Source organism: Blautia sp. Marseille-P3087, assembly GCF_900120195.1.
GTDB lineage: Bacteria > Bacillota > Clostridia > Lachnospirales > Lachnospiraceae > Blautia_A.
Window position 1 is genome coordinate 2,344,538 of the sequence record NZ_LT635539.1, and the last position, 22,712, is coordinate 2,367,249.

Here is a 22,712-nt window from a genome sequence, read left to right on the forward strand (position 1 = left end):
CTGCTTTTTTCGTCGAGTGGTACAAGATGATAGAAAAAGAGTGCTTGATTGTGTTATACTCAGTTTAAAGTATGGGGAGCAGTCTATAAGTGGATTTGTGAACCAAGAAAAAGTGGACATTCAGGACAAAAAAGTGGACATTGAAATATAAATTCAAGAAAAAGAGGAGCAAAATATATGAAGGTACAGGAAAGGCTAATCAGTTATGTGACAGTGCGGACACCGAGCAATGAAGAAAGTGAGACGGTTCCGTCTTCGATGTGTCAGTTTGATCTGGCACGAAAGCTGGAAAAAGAAATGCAAGAACTCGGCCTGACAGAAGTAGTCCTTGATGACAAGTGTTATCTGTATGGAAAACTACCGGCGACGGAAGGAAAGGAAAATATCCCGGCGATTGGATTTATTGCACATATGGATACCGTATCGGATTTCTGCGATCACGAAATCCATCCGATAATTACAGAAAATTATGATGGTGGAGAGCTTACACTTGGGACAAGCGGTCTGATATTAAATCCGAAAGAATTTCCTCATCTTACAGAATTGAAAGGCCGTACACTGATCACCTCAGATGGAACAACAATTCTGGGAGCAGATGATAAGGCAGGAATTGCCGAGATTCTGACTATGATTGAAAGAATCCAGACAGAAAAATTGCCGCACGGAACAATTAGCGTAGCATTTACTCCGGATGAAGAAATCGGAATGGGAGCAGAGTATTTTGATTTAGAACAGTTTGGCGCAGAGTATGCATATACACTGGATGGAGATTCAGAGGGAGAAATCCAGTACGAAAATTTTAATGCATGCAAAGCCACATTTGAAATCAGAGGATTCAATGTACATCCGGGCGAAGGCAAAGATACAATGATCAATGCCAGCCTGGTTGCGATGGAAGCCAATAATTGTCTGCCGTCTATGGAGACGCCGAGAGGAACGGAAGGTTATGAAGGATTTTATCATTTGATCAGTATGCAGGGCGAAGTCGGTGAAGCGAAGCTTAATTATATAGTCAGAGATCATGATAAAGCAGGGTTTGAGGAGAGAAAAAAGACACTCCGCCTGATTGAGAAGAATTTAAATGAAAAGTGGGGCGAAGGTACGGTAACCCTCAAGATCACCGACCAGTATCGTAATATGAAAGAAATCGTGGAAAAGCATATGCATCTGATAGGTCATGCAAAGAAAGCATGCGAGACAGCTGGTGTAACACCACTTGTTCTTCCAATACGTGGAGGTACAGATGGTTGTCAGTTAAGCTTTAAAGGACTTCCGTGTCCGAATCTCGGAACAGGAGGCCATGCTTTTCACGGACCTTATGAACATATTAGTGTAGAAGGAATGGAAAAGAGTGTGGAGATCCTTCTTGCACTCGTTTAAATTCCACTGCATGTTTCCTTTTCCAGAGTGGAAAAAGATTTCTCTGGCAGATATAATTCCTGCGCTGTTCAATGCTGATCGCATGAAAAAAGGTCTTCCACATATCTGTATATTCGTCTTCATAGGATTCTGTCTGGCGCAGAGTTTCGAATTCTTCGTCTGTCAGGTAACGCAGATAGTTTTCGCCGTCTTTTACGTGTACACAGGCCGTCTTGCGGTTATCATCAATGATCATCCAGTGTTCGGAGGGCATACGGTCTGAGAAATGGTTTCCGACCAACATGATCACGTCATTTTTGGGCTCCAGATGACAGACATAAACTTTAGAATCCAGACTCTGAAAACGGGCAAATTCGCGGAAATGGTGTGCCTCATTCGATACTCTTCGGCGAATTTCCAGGAGTTTCATGACATGTGGATTGGTATATTGTCCAAGTACGGTGCTTCCGACTGCAAAACCCACACGCAAAAAGTTATAGATTGCCTGCAGAGAGTCCTCATCTGCACACAAAGTGGCATAGTAAACGTTCAGGTATGCTTCCTCGGAAATGCTTCTGCGGATGGAACGGATTACTTTTTCTGCTCTGGAGGCGTCTCCATCTATATGAATGTATTCATCAAATAATGTCTGCTGAAATACAGGTTCTTTTTTTAGCTGAATCTGGTTATGGCCGATCCGCAGAGCCTCCGACCATGCGTCGTAAATACAGGTCATGATGTCTGTCAGGCGGTCTTTGCAAGTGTATACTTTCATATGTTTATCCTATTCCGAAATCGGCAAGGGTCATCTGAGAGTATGTCTCATTGGCATGCTGCATTTTCCAGAGATCCTTCGTATCTACATGAATTAATTGTCTGGTAATATAAGCCTCTTCGATGGGGGTATGATACATCTGCTTTCCTCCACAGGTAATAAAATAGTGTGCGCGTTTCAGTACGACACCCATTTTTTTCAGACTTTCGAAGGTTAAGCGTCCGTATTTCCGGGCATAGGTGATGCGGCTGGCTGATTTGGGACCGATACCGGGAACACGAAGTAAGGTGGCATAAGAGGCCGTTTCTACTTCTACTGGAAAATGTTCCAGATGGCGCAACGCCCAGTCACACTTTGGATCCAGCAGTTCATTAAAGTTTGGCTGAGACTCAGATAACAGTTCCGTTGCCTGAAAACCATAGAAACGAAGAAGCCAGTCTGCCTGATACAGGCGATGCTCACGCAGAAGCGGTGGAGGTGTTCCGAGCTGAGGCAGGTTGGTATCGTCATTTAGTGGAATATAAGCGGAGTAAAAAACTCGTTTCAGATCGAATCCCTGATATAATGCCTGTGTCGTTTGCAGCAGGGTATAGTCACTCTCTCCGGTAGCGCCGATGATCATCTGGGTGCTTTGCCCTGCCGGCGCGAAGCTGCGCCTCAGATCTGACATGTCGAGAGGAGCCAGCTGGCAGGCATTTTCCCAGGTCAGAGCATGTTTGCAGAATTTGTTTTCACCTGGAAAGGAAGCGGTTTTTTGAAGATGCTTTTCTGAGTGAAAACTGCCATAGAGTCGTGCATCTGTATTTTGCGCATTAAGTTTTTCTTTGAATTTATTCTTGGAATTATCCGAAAAGATACTATGGTTTAAAAACTGATTTCCACGGCTTCGTTCCATGTATGCGGACTTTCCGATCGCCATCCGGTGAGAGGCAATCGTACTCTGTACTTTCCCCATAGGATTTAAGATGTTCTGCATGGTTTTATTGGGTGCCAGTGAACGCAGAGCATCCTCAGTAGGAAGTTCCAGATTTACACTGATACGGTCGGCCAGATAACCGGCTGCGGCAAGCAGCTCATCTGATGCGCCGGGAATTGTTTTTACGTGGATATAGCCATTAAAATGGTACTTCGTGCGGAGAAGCAGCAGCGTCTCGCACATTTTTTCCATAGTATAGGTAGGATTGCGCAGGACACCGGAACTCAGGAACAGCCCTTCGATATAATTTCTTTTGTAAAATTCAACGGTCAGTTCACAAATCTCCTGAGGTGTAAAAGTGGCGCGCTTTACATCATTGCCGGATCTGTTGATACAATATTTGCAATCATAGGCACAATGATTTGTCATCAGGATCTTGAGAAGGGAGATACATCTTCCGTCTGCAGCAAAACTATGACAGATGCCGCATGCTTCTGCATTGCCGAGCTCTCCTTTCTTTCCCCGGCGGCTGGAACCGCTTGAAGTACATGCAACATCATATTTTGCTGCGTCTGCAAGAATCTGTAGTTTCTCCTGTGTGGTGTAGTTTTCATTTACAATTGAGGTGGTCATATTTGTATTATACAAACATCTGTTCGAAAATGCAAGAGAAAATAGAACAAATGTTTGCAAAAAACCATATAATCTTATTACAAAATGGCATGTATAGTCAGCTTTACGGATTAATAATAAAGCGTTCCACACGATCCATTGTAGTTTTCAGGATGGAAAGATCGGTCTGCACATCGCTGGTTTCCAGAGAATGGTTGGCATTTTTGGTAAGGAAAAGAGGAACTTCTTTTTGTGCTGCGAGTGCCTGGACAGAATCTGTTTCGGCCCACGGATCAGCAGTGCCGTGAAATGCAATACTTCCCTGGAGTGGAAATGAAAAAGTTTCTGCCAGTGGAGTAAACAGGATACTTTTTGCCTTTAAATTATGTCTGAAAGCATAGGCAGAAGATATGGCTGTGCCAATGCTTTTGGAAATAAAAAGAATGCTGCCATAGGAACTCCAGTCAATGCCGTGCAGAAGCTGTTCTGTCTGTTCCGAGGCAAGTTCAAATGCCTGTTTCATTTTGGCAGAATCGCCTCTGATGTTTTCAGGGAGCGTGCCATAAGACACGGTCTGAATCTGATAGCCGTGTTTTTTTGCAAGACGGGTTGTGTAATAAAGAAGTGGTTTGTCAGCAGTATATCCGATGCCGGGAAAAATAACAGCCAGTTTTGGCGCATTTTTGTCTGCTCCGGCAGTGTATGCGGAAGCTTTGTCATAGAGCATCTGCTCATGAAGTTTTTCCTGAAGATCCTTTAAAGTGGTGGAAGTCATACAGAGATCTGACGGAAGGTAATCATAATCTGTGATGACACCGTTTTCTTCCGCAGAATAAACAATGTGTGAAGCACCCATGAGCTCCATATCTTCTTCAATATCTGAAAGTAATTCTTCGTATGTTTTCATTTTGATCAGATCCTTTTTATAATGTAGGGGTAAAAAACAAGATAATTATGGCATGTTTTAGCGGAGCTGGCAAGAAAATCCGTTGTTGCTCATAATAGCAATTGTGGGATTCGTCATTACAAAAGTATAAGTCAGGACAAGAGAGTGTGCATAACGATATTGCCCGTTTACTCTTGTGATGGTATCATAAAATATAAATAATAAATATTTTCAGAGGAGAACTCAGATGGCAATATCACAGGATGAGACATTAAAAGGAAATGAAAAAATAGAAGAAGCAATTCTGGGATTACAAAAAGAAACTTCGCAGGAAATGCTGGCGCATGTACTTACGGTTATCCGCCGGAGAATGAACGAAAACGGACAGGTGATCGTTGCTGTGGAGATGAATCCCGGAAATACTCAGATGGCAGTAAAAAGTGTCCAGACTGAAGATGGAAAGTGTTGGTGGTATGCGTTTACCAGTTTTGATGAGGAGATGAAAGGCCCGGAATCGGTAAAATCCACTTTTTTGACGGATATAGGGAAATTGTTTGATGCAGCAATGACTGTTCCGGAAATCGAGGGTGTGATTCTGAATCCGTGGAATCGTACGATCATGCTTGATAAGCAACTGATCCGAATCATTAAACCAGAAAACAAGTAAGAATTAAGAAAATCGATATTAAGTCCCTGTTCAATCTGGAAGTGCATATTCCGGCACCGGGTGAAGAAATATGGGAGATTTTATAGATGCAATATAGGATAACCAGGAGTATAATAAAGGCATAATCAGATTTAACGCAAAGGAGAAGAGCGTGTATGAAAAAGAAACCTATTACCGTATCATCCATCCTGAGCATATTTCTATTTTTGGCAATAGCATTTCTGATCATAGGATGTTGGAGTATCACCGGTAAAGGCCGACTTCGAACAAAAGATACAATTGAACCGCTGCCATGCCAACGGCAGTGAAATCAACATTGAATCCTATGTTCAGGGAAGCCAGTATGATTATGTACAGATTTATCGTGCGGACGGAGCCCCGTCGCAGGGAAGTACCTTTGTACTTTTAGATCAGATGCTTATCTCAACCAATTACTGGTATTCGGATTCTTATGGAGGAAAGTACTGGTATACATCAGGGGATAATGACAAAATAACCTGCTTTTCTCATTCTTGCAGTGTAGATGAAGATGTTGTTTCTGCAACAGTCAAATTATCCGCTCCGGTAGTGACAAGATGCCATTCTTATAACAACAAAAATGTTAAACTTTGTTGGTGCTGCACTCCAAAAGCCAAAGGTTACCAGATATACAAATACACTGGAAAAAAATGGAAACGAATAAAGACAATTAACAAAAAATCTACTCTCACTTATACAGATAAAAAAGTAAAAGAAGGAAAAACCTACAAGTATAAAATCCGTTCATACAGCGTTGTATCCGGGAAAAAGATTTACAGCAGCTTTAGCTCTGTTCGTAAGGTATCACTGAAACGTCTTACTGTGCGTGGAGATTACAAGGCCAACAGTGTCTATGGCCCTTCGCTGAATTCCAGCCAGCTTATGCAGGTTCGAAGAGTTGTTCAGAGCTTCAAGACCAATTATATCCGAAAGGGAATGAGCGAGTATGATAAGGCTCTTGCAGTTTTCCTTTATCTGAGAAGCAACTGCAGTTATGCGAGATGTGGCTTGCAGTACAATAATGCCAATAATGCATGGGGAGCCCTCGTTTACAACGAAGCTCAGTGTTCAGGTTTTGCCAGAGCCATGAAAGCGCTCTGTGATGGAGTCGGAGTCAAGTGCAAATATGTACATGCAAATTCCAAAGCTGTTAATCCGAGTCATCAGTGGAATGAGATCCGCATTAATGGCAAGTGGTATATTGTGGATGCCCAGAGTGGATTTTTCCTTGCCGGATCGAACACCTGGAAAAATATGATGGGTATGCGTTGGAATACGAAAGGTCCTCCTAAATGCAGCGCCAGTGATCACAAAAAATTTGGATTTTATGGCAGTATTGTATAATAATGTTTGAAATAACATAAGAGAAGCCTCCGCTTAAATCTTACGATTTTGAAGCGGAGGCTTTATTTTATATATTTATTTTACTTCCACAAGTTCAATTGTGAAGTTCAGTTCTTTGCCTGCCATTTCGTGGTTTGCATCAAAAGTGATCGTTGTTTCTTCTTTTGCGGCTACTTTAACCGGGAATGGCTGTCCGTACTGGTTGGACAGATATACCTGCTGTCCGACCTCCAGATTCTCTGAACCAGGAAGCTGTGCAATCTCAAGTGTAAAGATAGCATCCGGATTTGTCTGTCCGTAAGCTTCTTCCGGCATCAGATGAACTTCTTTGATCTCGCCGATTTCCATGTTTGCAACGGCAGCATCAAAGCCTTTGATCATCTGTCCTGCACCGCAGATAAATTCCAGCGGTTCTCCGCGGTCATAGGAAGAATCAAACTGGGTTCCGTCGTTGAAGGTTCCTTTGTAATGTGTACGGCAGGTTTTTCCTACGTTTGGTCCTGTGATATCACTCTTGTGGCCACCGCATCCGCCGCAGCTTCCTCCGCAGGAATGTCCCTCTTCATGGCTTCCGCAGGAATGACCTTCTTCGTGGTGATGGTGGTCACAGTTTGCTCCTGTAGAAACCAGTTCACCTTTCAGATATGCTTCAACAACATCATCAGTGTTTCCCTGTGCACCGGCAACCATCTCAATTCCTGCCTCTGTGAGAGCTGTCTGAGCGCCTTCGCCGATACCACCACAGATCAGAACATTGATACCCTGTTCAGCCAGAAGTCCTGCCAATGCGCCGTGTCCTGTTCCGTTGGAACCGATCACTTCGCTTGAAACAACCTTGTCGTCTTCTACTTCATAAACTTTGAAGTTTTCTGTTTTTCCAAAATGCTGAAAAACATTTCCGTTATCATAAGTAACTGCAATTTTCATTGTAAAAATCCTCCAATTCATACTATATTGCTCAGATTAGTATATCTTGTCAGGCAAATAAAAGCAACCTCTATGCAGTTACCATTTTTTGGAGTCTGTTCAAATCGGCAGCATCCGGATGGGATAATGCTTTGTCAAAGTTCTCAATCAGCATGTCCAGATGCGGCATAGGATCTGGCTGCTCTTTCATTTTTACATAACGTGCTCTTACAGAGCCCGGCATCCTGCCCTGACACATATACTCCCCAACCACGGTATTGCTCTCATTAATAAGCTTTTTGACATTGTCAAGGATATTTGTGAAGTACTCTTCACTGCCACCGAATCCGGCTGTCCCAAACAGAAAGATTTTTCTGTTTTTCAGCTTCGCCAGCAGTTCTGCTGTAGCTTTGTCCGCACTTCCCTTATCTGTCCAGAATCCAATATACAATGTTTCTGAAGCAGGAACGTCTCCTTCAACTGCACCAAAAAGATCGCAGTTTTCCTGCGGCAGTGCCTCATGGATCGCATCAGCCAGTTTTCTGGTGTTTCCTGTTTTACTGTTAAATATAATTGAATATCTGTCTTTGTTCATCTCTCAGCGCACCTTTCATTATTTTTTGTTATACCTATTGTAGTCTTCTTACTTATATTAATGCAATAAGATTTTTTTGATAAATGGTATGACCGTTATATGAAGTTGAGGACAAGAAGATTATTGGAACTGAACTTCAAGATTGAACTTGTCGAAGTAAAATAATCAGCCTGAGCCAGAAACATAGCGCGGTTTTTGGCATATAATGTCGAACTGTTTTTATGGACTGAAAGACCATAACGTGCTACCATTAAAGAAATAAAGTTGTAACAATTCTACAGAACATATCTTTTTCTTTAATGAGCAACAGCCTCATGTCTGACATTCAAAAACTGTTCTGGTTGATAAGGGGAATCTCCATGTTTCAGTCAATATTGTTGGATGGATTTCCACAGGAAACAAAATATGTACGAAAGAAAAAGACCAGAGTGAGAAGTTCTGGCCTTTTTCTGTAGATGGTATTCCGTGAGGTGCTTTGCCATGAAGATGATAACATACAGAGACATGCAGAATCCCGTTGCATTGTTGAGGGAGTGAAGATTATAATGAGGTAAATGGTAATTATCCGGCAGGTAGTAACAGTGAGGGTGCTGAACAGTTGCAGTAATGACAGAATCGATTAAATGAGAGTGAGGTAGATAAAAATGGCAAAAATTTGTGTTATAAAGAAAAATGATGAGTATTCTGTGGATCATCAGACAGGAAAGTAAAATGAAATGAAAAGAAAAGAACGTTTGCGTTATTATAGTCTGTATACAGTGATTTTTGCAGTACTCAGCTTTCTGGTATTCTTCATATTCATCAAAAATGGAAGATCCTTCGTCTATGAATCAAATGGAGAAGATGGGATTGCTCAGCATTATATGTCACTTGTATATTTGGGAAATTATCTTCGGGATATTCTGCATAATCTGTTTATAAACCATAAGCTGATTATTCCACAGTGGGATATGACGCTAGGGTTTGGGGCAGATGTGATCACTACCATGAATTATTATGTGCTGGGGGATCCGCTGAATTTGCTTGCGGTATTTGTATCCCCTGAAAAAACGGAATATTTGTATACATTTTTGATCGCTTTAAGGATTTATCTTGCAGGGCTGGTCTTCTCTGTGTATTGCAGACACTGGAATTTCAGACCATTTTATATCCTGCTGGGAAGCTACATATACTGCTTTGGAAACTTTGCTTTATATACAGGAATCATGCATCCGTTTTTCCTGAATCCGATGATTTATCTTCCTCTTTTGCTTCTTGGCATTGAGAAGATTTTTGAGAGAAAATCACCGGCAGTTTTTGTATTGTCTGTGTTTCTGTCGGCGGTCAGCAATTTTTATTTCTTTTATATGCTGTCAATTTTTATGTTTATTTATGCGGTTTTCCGATATGTAATGATTTTTCATAAAATCCAGCTGAAGGAACTTGTGGGATGGCTGATCAGATTTATTGCATTGTACATACTGGGAATCGGGCTGGCGGGATTTTTGTTTCTGCCGAATGCACTTTCAATACTGACTTCATCCAGAATGAGCGTTGCACATTATGTTCCGCTGCTCTATCCAGCGGAGTATTATCAGCAGTTTCTGGCTTCTTTTGTGTTTAATAACTGCGGATATTATACACTTATGGGATTTTCGTCAATGGCACTTTTGAGTATGTTTCTGCTTTTTATGAAAAAAGGAAACCTGCATTTGAAGATTGGAACGGGGCTTCTTGTGGCTTTTCTGGAAATTCCGTATGTAGGACATGTGTTGAACGGGTTTACCTATGTATCAAACCGCTGGAGCTTCGTTTTGGCGTTTCTGGTGGCGCTGATTTCTGTTAAAATGCTTCCGGAGCTTAAGACACTGACACGCAAAGAAAAAATAAAGCTTTGTTTTGTGCTTCTTATATATACGCTCCTTGCACTCTTTCCGCCGGCATCCCGTGAGAAGGGCAATTTTGCGGCAGTTGCGCTTGTGTGGTGCTGCCTTTTAGTGATACTGATGATATTGCAGCTGCGTGTCTCCTTGCGTAAAGCCTGGAACGGAATGTATATGTTTGTGCTTATAGGCTGTACTGTAGCGGGAATTTTGCTGAATGCCTGTGCCAGATATGCCTCATTTGGAGCAGATATGGCGCAGAAGTGTACAGAGTCTGGTAAAGTACTGGAAACGGTAACCGGAAATGCAAACCGTCTTTTGCAGGAGAGTGGAGATAATGCAGTTGACGTCCGGATGGATACAACAGGCATTAATTTCAAAAAAAATATTCGTAATGGTGGATGTATACAGAACGTAAACAGTACAAATTTCTATTTCAGTACGACGAATACTGCTGTAGCAGAATATATGCGTGAGATGTATCTGAATACGGCATTTGAGCAGAGCTTTACAGATCTTGACGGCCGGTTTGTGCTGAATGCGCTGGCCGGATGCGAATATACTACAGTTTATAAGGGAAAGGAAGAGCAACTTCCTTATGGATATGAAGAAAAGATAAAAGAAGATGATACTTATGCAATGTATCGGTCTGGCAGCTCACTTCCTTTTTCTTATGTGTACGACAGTTATATGGACAAAGAGGATTATGATAAACTTTCAGTCACAGAAAAACAGCAGGCTGCACTGCAGGTATGTGTGGTTGATAAAGACGAGGAACTGACGGGACTGAACGAGGCATCAGAATCTGTGAAATACACAGATCAGGAGATTCCGTATGAGGTAGAATCATCAAAAGATGTGAAAGTTCTTGAAGATGGTTTTAAAGTCAGCAGGAATGGTGGCAGTATTACATTAAAGTTTGATGGACTGGATGAAAGTGAAACATATCTGATTGTGGAAGATATGGATTATCAATCAGAGAAGCAGGAACTGGAAGAAGCGGCTGCGGTCAATCTGAACATAGAATATAAGAACAATAAAAAGACGATTCACTATATGACGGATAAAAATAATTTTTACTGTGGGGTGAAGGATTTCCTTGCAAATCTGGGATACCACAGAGGCGGCGGAAAGGAGATGACAATCTCTTTTCAGAAAGCCGGAACTTATACTTTTTCGGATTTCAGAATTGTTTGTCAGCCGGTAAAAGATTTTTCAGAAATGACCGCTGCATGTAAACAGAATGGTCTTTCTGACGTGACCTTTGAAGGAAATTCCATGACCGGAATGATAACAAATGAAGAAAGCCAGATGCTGTGTATCACGATACCGTACTGTGAGGGATGGACGGCATATGTGGATGGCGAAGAAACCAACCTGTATCAGATAAATACGTTGTATTCAGGCATATATCTGACACCGGGGAAACATACGGTTCAGATGACCTATCATACCCCGTTCCTTTGTGAAGGAGTATGGATCAGTCTGTGCAGCTTGCTTATATTCGCGGGAATCATGAGACAGTACAACATGAAAAAGAAGAAGCTTGAGTATGTCTGAAAGGAGGAGCCGGGAAATGAAAATGATAAATGGAGTATCTATGATTCCGTTTGGTCTGCTTGCAGGTTTTGCAGACCAGAATGAGATCCGCATCATAGAACTCGCGGAAAACGGCTTCCGATTTCGGACAGCAAAGGACTCGGAAACGCTGACTGGAAAAATAAAGTGTTTCCGAATCTGTTTTTATGACGATGAAATATCTGATTACCGGGAGATCCTTTTGCGTGAATATCAGATAGAAAAGCCAGAAGAAGAAAAGTTTTATTTTACTTATTCCGTATTTACAAAGCAGGAGGACTTTCGAAAAGAAGTACAGGGACTGTTCGGACGTTATACCCGATATATTCATCTGAAAACAGAAGAAGACGATGCTGCGCTTGCTGAAGTACTGACCGGCTATCCCGCAGAAAAAGATGAAATTTTCGCGAAAAATCTGACAGAACAGAAAAATATATGGTTTCAGGATGTCCCGGGAACAAAACTTGCGGAGGTTTTGCATGAATCGAAGGAATTTGTACTGGAACTTGATCGCCCCGAACTGTACAGGATGTACCTTGAAGAAAATATTCAGGATTTTATGAAACATTACTGGGAGCAGACGTTTTTTGCATTTTCCGAGGAGATACCGGAGTGTGTTCCGGACAGGCTTTACATTGGAAATCAGTTCTGCCATCTGCTGTTTCCAGAGGAAAAGACACTGAAAACCCTGCTTGATAAAGCATACCGGGAGGATCTGGCAATCACGATCGTTTACACATATGTCCGTGAAAACCTGTTGAAAAACACCGAAAAAATGCTTCGTATGGTGGATAACTGGTGCGAAGAAAAACAAAAAGATGTAGAAATTGTGGTAAATGACTGGGCGATACTCTCTATGGCGAAAAAGACCCCGCATCTGAAACTATGCATAGGAACTTTGCTCAACAAAAGAAAAAAAGATCCCCGGATGAAATATAAAAAAGGAACGCGGGAATTTTACAGTGAAAACAGCCTGAATGCAGATTTTTACAGAGATTTTCTGCGGGAGAAGTGCGGATTTCAGCGCTTTGAATGGGAGAGCTGTGGTTATCCCCAGCGTTTTCCGGAAGGAAAAAACAGTTTGCATTTTCCTTTTTATCAGACGAATACTTCCCAGTACTGTCAGCTTCATGCAATCTGTACAGAGGGAGAACGGGGAAAACAGTGTTTTGTAGAAAACTGTCCGCATTTTTGCGAAAAATATATGCTGATATATCCGGAACATCTGCATATGATCGGCAGATATAATTCGCTGTTCGGGCTGGATCTGGAAACTCTGATGCACCCGGAAATGCTTAAAGAGAAGGAAGAAGCAGGAATCGACCGGCTTGTGCTTGGGGTGATATAAGCGAAAAACATTGATTCAGACGAAATGGATAAAATCGATAAGGATAGAAATGACAAATACGATAATGGAGAGGAAATGCAAATGAAGATTACTGCAGGTTTAGGATCGATAGATGAATATGAACGATTTGTCCATGCCGGAGCAGATGAATTTTTTTGCGGTTATGTGCCATACGAATGGACAAAGAAATATGGGACGGTCATGCCGCTCAATCGCAGGGAAGTCCTTTCTTATAATGTGCAGATTGGTTCTTTGGGAGAGCTGGAAATCCTTGCCGCAATGGTTAAAGAGTATGAGAAGCCGGTGCACCTGACGTTTAACACCCTTTATTATATCCCGGAACAGTATCCGGAAATTGCAGAAATCATAAAGAAATGCATGAGAATTGGATTTAACAGCTACATTATCGCAGATCCGGCACTGATTTTGTATCTTCGAAAACAGCATATCGACTGTGAGATTCATTTAAGCGGAGAGACCGCGGAAGTAAATTCTGGAATGGTGGATTTTTTTCAGCAGATGAAACTCAAACGAGTGATTTTTCACAGGAAGAATACAATTGAGGACATGAAATCTGTGATTACACATGTGCGGAGGCAGAATGTCGGAAATACAGAAGGTAAGCGAGACGTAAGACCATCACAGAGCAGACTTGAGTTCGAGGCATTTGCTTTGAATGAACTCTGCCAGTTTACCGGTGCATTCTGTAATTCCCTTCACTGCGATGAGATGGGATATCTTTGCCGTGTGCCTTATCTGCTTACATGCATAAAAAACGGACAACAGAGGAATGACTATATAACGTGTGGTAAAGCAACATCAGACCGGGATGACATTCCGGGACAGGAAACACCTTCCACAGAAATTCCGGCAGAAGACGATACGGGCTATCTCCCCGGAGCAAGCGGCTGCGGTTTTTGTGCACTTTATCGCCTTAAGGAAGCGGGCATCACACACCTGAAACTGGTCGGCAGGGGAAATTATACGGATTTTATGGAAAAAGATATCCGAAATCTGCGAAGAGCACTGGATATTCTTAAAGCGTCCAAAACAGAAAAAGACTATATAAACTCCATGAAAAAAATACTGTTTCCTTATGGGTGCAGCGGGAACTGTTATTACAGGCAGCATTATTATAGAAGCAAAAAATAAGATCTGATATCTGACAAAAGAAATATTGTACCTGTAAAAATACAATATATTGATGATTATTTTCAAGAAGACACCACAAATTGTACAAAATTAAAAGCATTCGTTAAATAATTGACATTGGTACTTTCTATAGTGTAAACTAGCAGCGTGAACAAGGGAGTGTTCACTTGAAACTAATAAGATTCCGGTCTTATTTTTCTTTTGTGAGAAAAGTTAGACGGGACATACGCGGAATAAATTATATTATAGTGAGGTGCAAAAATGAAAAACTTTTCACAGTGGGAAGGTTTCAAAGGGAACCGTTGGAAAGAAAAAATTGACGTTCGTAACTTTATTTCAATGAACTACACACCATATGACGGAGATGCCTCCTTCCTGGAAGAACCAACAGAAGCAACAAACAAACTGTGGGGAAAACTTCAGGAACTGCAGAAAGAAGAACGTGCCAAAGGCGGCGTTCTGGATATGGAAACAGAGGTTGTCACATCTCTGACAGCATATGGCCCGGGATACATCGATGAAGATCTCAAAGATCTTGAAACAGTTGTTGGTCTTCAGACAGACAAACCGCTGAAACGTGCATTTATGCCATACGGTGGAATCAAAATGGCAGAGCAGGCCTGCGAAACTTACGGATACAAAGTAAGCGACAAGATCAAAGACGTATTCCACAACTATGAATTCAAAACACACAACCAGGGTGTATTTGATATCTACACACCAGAGATGAAATTAGCCCGTCACAGCAAGATCCTGACAGGTCTTCCGGATACTTACGGACGAGGACGTATCGTTGGTGACTACAGACGAGTTGCTCTGTATGGTATCGATGCTCTGATCGAAGGAAAACAGAAAGACTTCGCAGCATGCGACCGTCAGGGTATGAGACGTTATGACTTCCAGCTTCGTGAAGAGATCGCTGATCAGATCCGCGCTCTCAAGGGCATGAAGGTTATGGCTGAAGCATACGGATTTGATATTTCCCAGCCGGCTAAGAATGCAAGAGAAGCATTCCAGTGGCTGTACTTCGGATATCTTGCAGCAATCAAGACTCAGAATGGTGCTGCAATGAGTGTTGGACGTATCTCCACATTCCTTGATATCTATATTGAAAGAGATCTTGAGAACGGAACTCTTACAGAGAAAGAAGCTCAGGAGCTTGTTGACCACATGGTAATGAAATTCCGTATGGTTAAATTTGCCCGTATTCCTTCTTACAACCAGCTGTTCTCCGGTGACCCGGTATGGGCAACTCTGGAAGTAGCAGGTATGGGACAGGACGGACGTTCCATGGTAACAAAGAACGACTATCGTTTCCTGCATACACTGGAAAATATGGGACCGGCTCCGGAACCGAACCTTACAGTTCTGTATTCTTCAAGACTGCCTGAAAACTTCAAAAAATATACAGCTGACATCTCTGTACTGACAAGCTCTGTTCAGTATGAGAACGATGATGTTATGCGTCCGGTATGGGGCGATGACTACAGCATCTGCTGCTGTGTATCCGCTACTGAGACAGGTAAGGAAATGCAGTTCTTCGGAGCACGTGCAAACCTTGCAAAATGTCTTCTTTACGCTATCAACGGTGGTGTTGATGAAAAGACAAAACAGCAGGTAGGACCGAACTATCAGCCGATTACTTCTGAGTACCTTGATTATGACGAAGTAGTTGCTAAATATGACAAGATGATGGACTGGCTGGCTCATCTGTATGTTGGAACACTGAACATGATCCACTATATGCATGACAAATACTACTATGAAGCAGCAGAGATGGCTTTGATCGATACAAAGGTTGACCGTTCTTTCGCAACTGGTATCGCAGGATTTTCTCACGTAGTAGACTCCCTGTCCGCTATCAAATATGCAAAAGTTAAAGCTATCCGTGACGAAGACGGAATTACAACAGACTTCCAGGTAGAGGGTGACTTCCCACGCTATGGTAACGATGATGACAGAGCAGATGAGATCGCAACAACACTGCTTTCTACATTCCTTGAGAAACTGAAACACATCCATACCTATCGTGATTCCAAACCTACTACTTCCATCCTTACCATTACATCCAACGTTGTTTATGGTAAAGCTACAGGATCTCTTCCGGATGGAAGAAAAGCAGGAGAGCCGCTGGCACCTGGTGCTAACCCGTCCTACGGAGCAGAGCAGAACGGACTTCTTGCTTCCCTCAACTCTGTTGCAAAACTGGACTACGAAGATGCCCTTGATGGAATCTCCAATACTCAGACTATCAACCCTGATGCTCTGGGACATACAGAAGAAGAACGTACAGAGAATCTTGTTCGTGTACTTGACGGATACTTTGATCAGGGTGCTCATCACCTCAACGTTAACGTATTCGGTAAAGAAAAACTGATCGATGCTATGGAACATCCGGAAAAAGAAGAGTATGCAAACTTCACAATCCGTGTATCCGGATATGCTGTTAAATTCATCGACCTTACAAGAGAGCAGCAGCTGGATGTTATTGCCAGAACCTGCCACGACAGAATGTAATAATGAGTGAAGAAATCAAAGGATATGTCCATTCTCTGGAAAGCTTCGGATCAGTAGACGGACCGGGCGTCAGATATGTGATATTCCTGAGTGGATGTGCGATGCGCTGCCAGTTCTGCCATAATCCGGACACCTGGAAAATGGGAGAGGGGCAGCAGTACACCCCGTCTCAGCTTCTGAAACAGGCTCTTCGCTATAAGAATTACTGGGGTAACAAGGGTGGAATTACTGTGAGTGGAGGAGAACCTCTTCTCCAGATTGATTTCCTGATCGAATTTTTCCGTCAGGCAAAGGCAGCAGGAGTCCACACGACTCTTGATACCAGTGCCAATCCTTATACAGAAAAAGAACCTTTTTATTCCAAATGGATGGAGCTTATGAAGTATACTGATCTTGTCCTTCTCGACATCAAACAGATCGACGAGGAAGAACATATCAAGCTTACAGGACAGTCCAATAAGAATATCCTGGCAATGGCACGGAAATTGTCAGATATGGGAAAACCGATGTGGATCCGTCACGTACTGGTTCCGGGAGGCAGCGATAAAGATGAGTATCTCCACAGGCTTGCAGATTTTATCCATACTTTAAAAACAGTGGAGAGAGTCGAAGTGCTTCCGTACCATACACTCGGCGTATTTAAGTGGGAACAGCTCGGAATTCCTTATCCGCTGGAAGGTGTCAGACCGCCTTCAGAAGAACGGATCAATAACGCCAGAGAGATTCTGGGAGCGATATAAACCGGTCAGAAGACTGGAAAAGAAAAAGATCTCAATGCCAGTGATGGCAGAGTGAACAAAAAAGCCTACGATACTGATACAGTCAAGATGGTAACTGTCAACTGGTTTGCCGTAGCAGGTGTGATCCTTGGTGCAATCGTGGCAAACGTGGTAACATGGGGAATCGCTTCTATCAACGGTATGGCAGTTGCTGCGGTATGTTATGTGATCGGAGAACTGGTTAATAAAAATAAATAAAATGAATCGAGATTTCTCGACAAAAAAAGATTGCCGAATTACGACGGTAATCTTTTTTTGTTGGGAAATATATAGTACAATAAATAGATAAATGTTCGACTTGAATTGAAACGGGGAACTCAAATGGCAAAAAAAAGAAGAAAACCGAAGATGGAATTCCGATATTACCAGATGTCAGCGGGAAGTCCGATCCTGGCGCTTCTTGGACAGAAATGGGTCCAGAATTACGGGAATGATGTGGATTATCTTCACTTTCATAATTATCTTGAGATCGGGTACTGTTATGGCGGCAACGGACATATGGTGCTTGGTGAAGAGGAAGAACGTTTCTATGGAGGCATCGTTACGGTGATTCCGCCGAACTATCCGCATACAACGAACAGTGATATCGGTACGGTCAGTAAATGGGAATATCTGTTTATAGACGTTGAAGGATTTATGAAAAAATTTCTGGATAATCCGGTCAAGGCGGAAAAGGTGATTCAACGTATCTATTCCAGGGCTTTGTTTTTTGAAGAGAAGGAGAATTTATCTATCTCGAAAAAAATCCGCAAAATCATGGATATTATGAGAGATGGTGAAGAATTTTTTCTGGAGGAGGCGAAGGGAGTGCTTGCAGCACTTCTGGTAGAAATTGCCAGGTTAAACAGAGATTCAGGAGAGGACAAGGTTGCGGAAGATGCCGGTAAGCTTACCAATATGATCACCCGTGTGTTGGATTATGTGTCATATCATTACATGGAGGATATCAAAGTAGAGGATCTGGCGAATATATGTCATATCAGCGAGACGCATTTTCGGAGAGTTTTTACTTCCTACATGAAGATGAGCCCATTGGAATATATTAATACCGTACGTGTCTATATGGCATGTGAACTTCTGGAGACTACAGATGCCCCGGTTGCGGATGTTGCTCACAAATGCGGGTTTACGACAAATTCGACATTCAACAGAAACTTTAAACATCTGATGGGAGTCACTCCTCTCGAATGGCGGAAACGTCCGGAAAGCTATGAACAGCAACTTCTGCGATTTGACATTCATTCAGAAAAAGGATGGTAAAAAAACAGAAAGGAACCATTTATATGTATGACTATAAGATTGTGGAGCAGGTCTCCCGAAAGAAAAAAAGCATGTCCGGAGTTCTCCGGAAAGTAATGATTTTGTTTGCGGTGATCTTTGTGATCATGGGAATCGCAATATCCCAATCCTTTATGCTGGCAGGATTTCTTCTTGCTGCACTATATTTTTTGTTTGATATTTTCAGTCAGAAGGATTATGAGTACACCCTGGAAAATGATACACTCAGCATCGACGTGATCTATGGCAAAAAATACCGCAAGACTGCGCATGTACTGGAATTAAAAAACATGGAAGTAACTGCACCGCACTGGCACGAAAGTGTTGCGAAATACAAGAAAAACGGCGGCACGGAACAGCTGAAAAAATTTGACTATACCTCTTATGATGATAATATTCCGTACTATACAATGATCATCAAAGAAGATGGACGCAAGATTAAACTGCTTCTGGATCTTACAGAAGAGATGCTTCATACGATGAAAACACAGCATCCAGAAAAGGTCTATTTTGCATAATTTCTTTGAAATTATGTGAAATGTGTACAAAAAAAGAATAAAAAATTTATGAAATAAGAACAAAGCCCTCTCTTGCCGACAAGGAAAGTATACAGAATGTCGAAAAGAGAGGGCTTTTTTCATCAAAATAATATGAAGAAAAACGACAAAATACGAAAAACAAACAAAAAATACAAAACTAAAGGCTGTTCATAGTGCAAAATAGATAAAATGGTTGAAAATGCACATTATATGTGCGGTTATGCAAACTATATCAAAAAACGAGATGCTATAATTGGTTCATAAGCAATTCGGAAAAGAGAATACGCTTAATAAAAGGAGGACACATTCATGAAGAAAAAATTACTTGCAGTATTACTGACAGGCGTTATGGCAGCGTCTTTTGCAGGAACAGCTACAGTTGTTTCCGCTGATTCCGGAGATGACAATACATTAACCGTATGGGCATGGGACCAGAACTTCAATATCAAATCTATGCAGATGGCTGGTGAGCAGTACGCAAAAGATCACGAAGGATTCTCAGTAGATATTATCGAAACATCTTCTGATGACTGCCAGACAAAACTTACAACAGCAGCTAACGCTGGTGACTACAGCACACTTCCGGACATCGTTCTGATGCAGGACAACAGCTATCAGAAATATCTGAAGAGCTACCCGGATGCTTTCACAGATCTGAAAGATATGGATATCAACTGGGATGATTTCGGAAAACTGAAACAGTCCTACTCTATGGTAGATGATACACATTATGGTGTTCCGTTTGATAATGGTGCTGTTATCGCATGCTACCGTACAGATATCCTTGACGAAGCAGGATATACACTGGATGATCTGACAGATATCACATGGTCCAAATTTATGGAAATCGGTAAAGATGTTCATGAAAAGACCGGTAAATACCTCCTTACAAGCGAAGCTACAGGCGGCGACACTCTGATGATGATGATGCAGTCCTGTGGAGCTAACTTCGTAAATGAAGACGGCGAAGCTTACATCGTTGGAAATGATGTTGCAGAAAAATGCATCAACCTTTATGTAGACCTCGTTAAAAATGATGTTGTTAAACTTGTAAACAACTGGGATGAATACATCGCAACAATCACAAGCGGTGAGGCAGCCGGTATCGTAAATGGTAACTGGATCACAGCTACTCTGATGGCTACAGAAGATCAGAAAGGTCTCTGGGAAATCACAACAATGCCTAAGGTTGATGACGTTGACACAGCTACAAACTATGCTAACAACGGTGGATCTTCCTGGTACATTACATCCAACTGCAAAAATGTAGAACTTGCAGAAGACTTCCTTGCAAGCACATTTGGTTCCAGCACAGACTTCTATGATGCAATCCTTCCGGCATCAGGTGCAATCTCCTGCTATCTGCCGGCTGGTGAATCTGAAGTTTACAATGAGCCAAACGAATTCTTCAATGGACAGTCAATCTTCTCAACAATTGTAGAATACTCCTCACATATTCCGGAGTTCACAAAGACACCATATCACTATGAAGCAAGAGAATGTGTCAACACAGCAGTTGTTAATATCGTAAATGGTACATCTGTAGAAGATGCTCTTCAGGAAGCACAGGATACACTTGCATTCAAGATGACAGAGTAATCTGGTCCTGAATATTTAAGTGAAATCGAATTAAGTAGTAAGTAAAGTGAGCGCGGGGGACTGCTTGCAGTCCCCTGTCTTACGTTGAAGTTTTGAAAGGGGGAGTTCCTGTGAATTCCAAGAAAAAAGGCATGACTCTGGTTGCGAAACAGAGAGCTGCAGGCTGGTTATTCCTTGCACCTGCGTCTATCATGATCGCAGTTATGAGCTTTTATCCGATGATTCGTGCGTTCATCATTTCTTTACAGACGGGCGCTGGCGCAAATATGAGATTTGCAGAGCCAATTTTCAGTAACTACAAACGTATTATGGCAGATAAAGTATTTCAGCAGTCTATTGCAAATACTTTCCTTTACCTGATCATTCAGGTGCCGATCATGCTTGTGCTTGCGATTCTTCTGGCACAGCTTCTGAACAACAAAGACCTGAAATTCAGAGGATTTTTCCGTACATGTGTATTCCTTCCATGTGCAACATCTCTGGTTTCCTACTCACTGATTTTCCGTTCCATGTTTGCTACAGACGGTCTTATCAACAGTATTCTGATCAAACTTGGAATCTTATCAACCGGCTATAACTTCCTCGGTAATTCAACCAGTGCAAAGATCGTAATCATCCTGGCGCTGATCTGGAGATGGACAGGATACAACATGGTATTCTATCTGGCAGGTCTTCAGAATATTGAATATTCCGTATATGAGGCAGCAAAGATCGACGGTGCCAACGGCTGGAAGACATTCTGGAAGATCACTGTTCCGCTTCTGAAACCGACAATTATCATGACTTTCATCATGTCAATCAATGGTACACTGCAGTTGTTCGATGAGTCTGTCAACCTGACAAAAGGTGGACCGGCAAACTCCACAATCACAATGTCCCACTATATTTACAACACATGCTTTATTAACGTACCGAACTTTGGATATGCATCAGCAATGTCATTTATCATATTTATCATGGTAGCTGTACTTGCATTTATCAACTTGAAAGTAGGTGATACACGTGACTAAGAAAAACAAATCAGCCATTCAGAGAAGATTGATTCCTACATATATTTTTCTGATCATCGTGTCATTTATTTCGGTATTTCCGTTATACTGGATGATCTCAGCCGCAACTAATACATCAACAGATGTATCCCGTGGACGAATTATTCCGGGAAGTCATTTTGTGGAAAACTTCAATAATCTGACAGCACAGCAGCCACTTTGGAGAGCACTTGGAAACTCTTTCTTCTATGCGATCCTTACTACAGTGATCTGTCTGCTTATCTGTTCTATCGCAGGATATGGATTTGAAGTATACCATGACAAAGGAAAAGACAGACTGTTTTCTATTTTGCTGCTTGCTATGATGGTTCCGCAGGTTGCAACTATGGTTCCGTTATTCAAGATGTTCTCCAAAGCAGGACTCCTGAATACAGCAATTGGTTTTATTCTTCCGATTATTTCTACACCGTTTATGATCATGATGTTCCGTCAGAACGCAAGATCTTTCCCTGTGGATATTATCGAAGCAGCTCGTATTGATGGACTGAGTGAAGTAAGAATCTTCTTCCAGATGTTCGTTCCTACTATGAAATCCACATATGCAGCTGCAGCAGTTATTACCTTTATGAATGCATGGAACTCTTACCTGTGGCCGAAGGTAATTATGACTGATAACAAAGCGATGACAATGCCAATGTTGATCGCCAACCTGATCACCGGTTATGTAACAGATTATGGTATGCTGATGTGCGGCGTATTATTCTGTTCCATCCCGACAATGGTTGTATTCTTCGTACTGCAGAAACAGTTCGCAGAAGGTATTACCGGAGCGGTTAAATAAATCAGCGGATTTCGAATGTTTGCAGAATTACCGGAATTGCGAAGCAATGAAGTAATTCGAGGAGTATTATAACAACGAAATTAAAAAAGGATGCTGTGTGGTCCAGTGGGTATATTGCATAATATGTCCCGTACAGATTATGCAGCATCCTT

The 22,712-nt window shown here is 41.9% G+C and carries 19 protein-coding genes; 14 read left to right on the top strand and 5 right to left on the bottom strand.

What is annotated here, in order from left to right:
- Positions 1 to 177: 177 nt before the first annotated feature.
- Positions 178 to 1,380, top strand: coding sequence for a peptidase T (gene pepT, locus BQ7344_RS11200; protein WP_072522610.1), 1,203 nt, complete (start codon positions 178 to 180; stop codon positions 1,378 to 1,380).
- Here pepT and BQ7344_RS11205 read toward each other — a convergent pair.
- From BQ7344_RS11205 to BQ7344_RS11215, 3 genes are all read right to left on the bottom strand, one after another.
- Positions 1,328 to 2,134 carry a TIGR03915 family putative DNA repair protein gene (locus tag BQ7344_RS11205; RefSeq protein WP_072522611.1) on the bottom strand — a complete coding sequence of 269 codons (807 nt, stop codon included), beginning with the start codon at positions 2,132 to 2,134 and terminating at the stop codon, positions 1,328 to 1,330. The two genes, pepT and BQ7344_RS11205, sit on opposite strands and share 53 nt — an antisense overlap.
- Before the next feature lie 4 nt (positions 2,135 to 2,138).
- Positions 2,139 to 3,683: a putative DNA modification/repair radical SAM protein gene (locus tag BQ7344_RS11210; RefSeq protein WP_072522612.1), complete on the bottom strand. Its 1,545-nt coding sequence runs from the start codon at positions 3,681 to 3,683 to the stop codon at positions 2,139 to 2,141.
- A 103-nt stretch (positions 3,684 to 3,786) separates the two neighbouring features.
- Complete coding sequence (locus tag BQ7344_RS11215; protein WP_083585533.1) at positions 3,787 to 4,569, bottom strand: alpha/beta hydrolase; 783 nt, start codon at positions 4,567 to 4,569, stop codon at positions 3,787 to 3,789.
- Positions 4,570 to 4,795: 226 nt separating this feature from the next.
- On the opposite strand from BQ7344_RS11215, the gene BQ7344_RS11220 reads away from it, so the two are divergent.
- Positions 4,796 to 5,215, top strand: a complete 420-nt coding sequence (locus BQ7344_RS11220; RefSeq protein ID WP_072522613.1) for an SseB family protein — start codon at positions 4,796 to 4,798, stop codon at positions 5,213 to 5,215.
- Between the two features lie 279 nt (positions 5,216 to 5,494).
- Positions 5,495 to 6,577: a transglutaminase-like domain-containing protein gene (locus BQ7344_RS11225; protein WP_072522614.1), complete on the top strand. Its 1,083-nt coding sequence runs from the start codon at positions 5,495 to 5,497 to the stop codon at positions 6,575 to 6,577.
- A 75-nt stretch (positions 6,578 to 6,652) separates the two neighbouring features.
- Here the strand turns inward: BQ7344_RS11225 and BQ7344_RS11230 are convergent, their stop codons facing one another.
- Positions 6,653 to 7,504 carry an FKBP-type peptidyl-prolyl cis-trans isomerase gene (locus tag BQ7344_RS11230; protein WP_072522615.1) on the bottom strand — a complete coding sequence of 284 codons (852 nt, stop codon included), beginning with the start codon at positions 7,502 to 7,504 and terminating at the stop codon, positions 6,653 to 6,655.
- A 70-nt stretch (positions 7,505 to 7,574) separates the two neighbouring features.
- Entirely contained in the window at positions 7,575 to 8,078 is a 504-nt protein-coding gene (bilS, locus tag BQ7344_RS11235; RefSeq protein ID WP_072522616.1) for a flavodoxin family protein BilS, read from the bottom strand.
- A 716-nt stretch (positions 8,079 to 8,794) separates the two neighbouring features.
- Between bilS and BQ7344_RS11240 the strand changes: the two genes are divergently transcribed.
- The 11 genes from BQ7344_RS11240 to BQ7344_RS11290 all read left to right on the top strand — a co-directional run bounded on the left by BQ7344_RS11240 (position 8,795) and on the right by BQ7344_RS11290 (position 22,560).
- Positions 8,795 to 11,500 carry a YfhO family protein gene (locus tag BQ7344_RS11240; protein WP_072522617.1) on the top strand — a complete coding sequence of 902 codons (2,706 nt, stop codon included), beginning with the start codon at positions 8,795 to 8,797 and terminating at the stop codon, positions 11,498 to 11,500.
- A gap of 16 nt (positions 11,501 to 11,516) precedes the next feature.
- Positions 11,517 to 12,866: a hypothetical protein gene (locus BQ7344_RS11245; protein WP_072522618.1), complete on the top strand. Its 1,350-nt coding sequence runs from the start codon at positions 11,517 to 11,519 to the stop codon at positions 12,864 to 12,866.
- Positions 12,867 to 12,890: 24 nt separating this feature from the next.
- Positions 12,891 to 14,018: a U32 family peptidase gene (locus BQ7344_RS11250; protein ID WP_235816102.1), complete on the top strand. Its 1,128-nt coding sequence runs from the start codon at positions 12,891 to 12,893 to the stop codon at positions 14,016 to 14,018.
- A 261-nt stretch (positions 14,019 to 14,279) separates the two neighbouring features.
- Positions 14,280 to 16,535 carry a formate C-acetyltransferase gene (pflB, locus tag BQ7344_RS11255; RefSeq protein ID WP_072522620.1) on the top strand — a complete coding sequence of 752 codons (2,256 nt, stop codon included), beginning with the start codon at positions 14,280 to 14,282 and terminating at the stop codon, positions 16,533 to 16,535.
- Positions 16,536 to 16,537: 2 nt separating this feature from the next.
- Positions 16,538 to 17,275 carry a pyruvate formate-lyase-activating protein gene (gene pflA, locus BQ7344_RS11260; RefSeq protein ID WP_072522621.1) on the top strand — a complete coding sequence of 246 codons (738 nt, stop codon included), beginning with the start codon at positions 16,538 to 16,540 and terminating at the stop codon, positions 17,273 to 17,275.
- A gap of 51 nt (positions 17,276 to 17,326) precedes the next feature.
- Positions 17,327 to 17,512, top strand: a complete 186-nt coding sequence (locus tag BQ7344_RS11265; protein ID WP_235816103.1) for a hypothetical protein — start codon at positions 17,327 to 17,329, stop codon at positions 17,510 to 17,512.
- A 123-nt stretch (positions 17,513 to 17,635) separates the two neighbouring features.
- Positions 17,636 to 18,574 (top strand): helix-turn-helix domain-containing protein, encoded by a 939-nt coding sequence (locus BQ7344_RS11270; protein ID WP_072522622.1) that lies wholly within the window; start codon positions 17,636 to 17,638, stop codon positions 18,572 to 18,574.
- On the top strand, positions 18,568 to 19,110 hold the full coding sequence (locus BQ7344_RS11275; protein ID WP_083585534.1) for a hypothetical protein: 543 nt from the start codon (positions 18,568 to 18,570) through the stop codon (positions 19,108 to 19,110). The genes BQ7344_RS11270 and BQ7344_RS11275 overlap by 7 nt, the downstream gene beginning before the upstream one ends.
- A gap of 330 nt (positions 19,111 to 19,440) precedes the next feature.
- Complete coding sequence (locus tag BQ7344_RS11280; protein WP_072522623.1) at positions 19,441 to 20,730, top strand: ABC transporter substrate-binding protein; 1,290 nt, start codon at positions 19,441 to 19,443, stop codon at positions 20,728 to 20,730.
- 110 nt (positions 20,731 to 20,840) lie between these two features.
- Complete coding sequence (locus BQ7344_RS11285) at positions 20,841 to 21,740, top strand: carbohydrate ABC transporter permease (RefSeq protein ID WP_072522624.1); 900 nt, start codon at positions 20,841 to 20,843, stop codon at positions 21,738 to 21,740.
- Positions 21,733 to 22,560, top strand: coding sequence for a carbohydrate ABC transporter permease (locus BQ7344_RS11290; protein ID WP_072522625.1), 828 nt, complete (start codon positions 21,733 to 21,735; stop codon positions 22,558 to 22,560). The genes BQ7344_RS11285 and BQ7344_RS11290 overlap by 8 nt, the downstream gene beginning before the upstream one ends.
- The last annotated feature ends 152 nt before the right edge of the window (positions 22,561 to 22,712 follow it).

Excerpts from the sequence above, each read along its gene's own strand:
- BQ7344_RS11205 (WP_072522611.1), bottom strand. The coding sequence starts at position 2,134 with ATGAAAGTATACACTTGCAAAGACCGCCTGACAGACATCATGACCTGT.
- pflA (WP_072522621.1), top strand. The coding sequence starts at position 16,538 with ATGAGTGAAGAAATCAAAGGATATGTCCATTCTCTGGAAAGCTTCGGA.
- BQ7344_RS11230 (WP_072522615.1), bottom strand. The coding sequence starts at position 7,504 with ATGAAAATTGCAGTTACTTATGATAACGGAAATGTTTTTCAGCATTTT.
- BQ7344_RS11270 (WP_072522622.1), top strand. The coding sequence starts at position 17,636 with ATGGCAAAAAAAAGAAGAAAACCGAAGATGGAATTCCGATATTACCAG.
- bilS (WP_072522616.1), bottom strand. The coding sequence starts at position 8,078 with ATGAACAAAGACAGATATTCAATTATATTTAACAGTAAAACAGGAAAC.
- pflB (WP_072522620.1), top strand. The coding sequence starts at position 14,280 with ATGAAAAACTTTTCACAGTGGGAAGGTTTCAAAGGGAACCGTTGGAAA.
- BQ7344_RS11245 (WP_072522618.1), top strand. The coding sequence starts at position 11,517 with ATGAAAATGATAAATGGAGTATCTATGATTCCGTTTGGTCTGCTTGCA.
- BQ7344_RS11220 (WP_072522613.1), top strand. The coding sequence starts at position 4,796 with ATGGCAATATCACAGGATGAGACATTAAAAGGAAATGAAAAAATAGAA.
- BQ7344_RS11210 (WP_072522612.1), bottom strand. The coding sequence starts at position 3,683 with ATGACCACCTCAATTGTAAATGAAAACTACACCACACAGGAGAAACTA.
- BQ7344_RS11240 (WP_072522617.1), top strand. The coding sequence starts at position 8,795 with ATGAAAAGAAAAGAACGTTTGCGTTATTATAGTCTGTATACAGTGATT.
- pepT (WP_072522610.1), top strand. The coding sequence starts at position 178 with ATGAAGGTACAGGAAAGGCTAATCAGTTATGTGACAGTGCGGACACCG.
- BQ7344_RS11275 (WP_083585534.1), top strand. The coding sequence starts at position 18,568 with ATGGTAAAAAAACAGAAAGGAACCATTTATATGTATGACTATAAGATT.
- BQ7344_RS11280 (WP_072522623.1), top strand. The coding sequence starts at position 19,441 with ATGAAGAAAAAATTACTTGCAGTATTACTGACAGGCGTTATGGCAGCG.
- BQ7344_RS11215 (WP_083585533.1), bottom strand. The coding sequence starts at position 4,569 with ATGAAAACATACGAAGAATTACTTTCAGATATTGAAGAAGATATGGAG.
- BQ7344_RS11250 (WP_235816102.1), top strand. The coding sequence starts at position 12,891 with ATGGATAAAATCGATAAGGATAGAAATGACAAATACGATAATGGAGAG.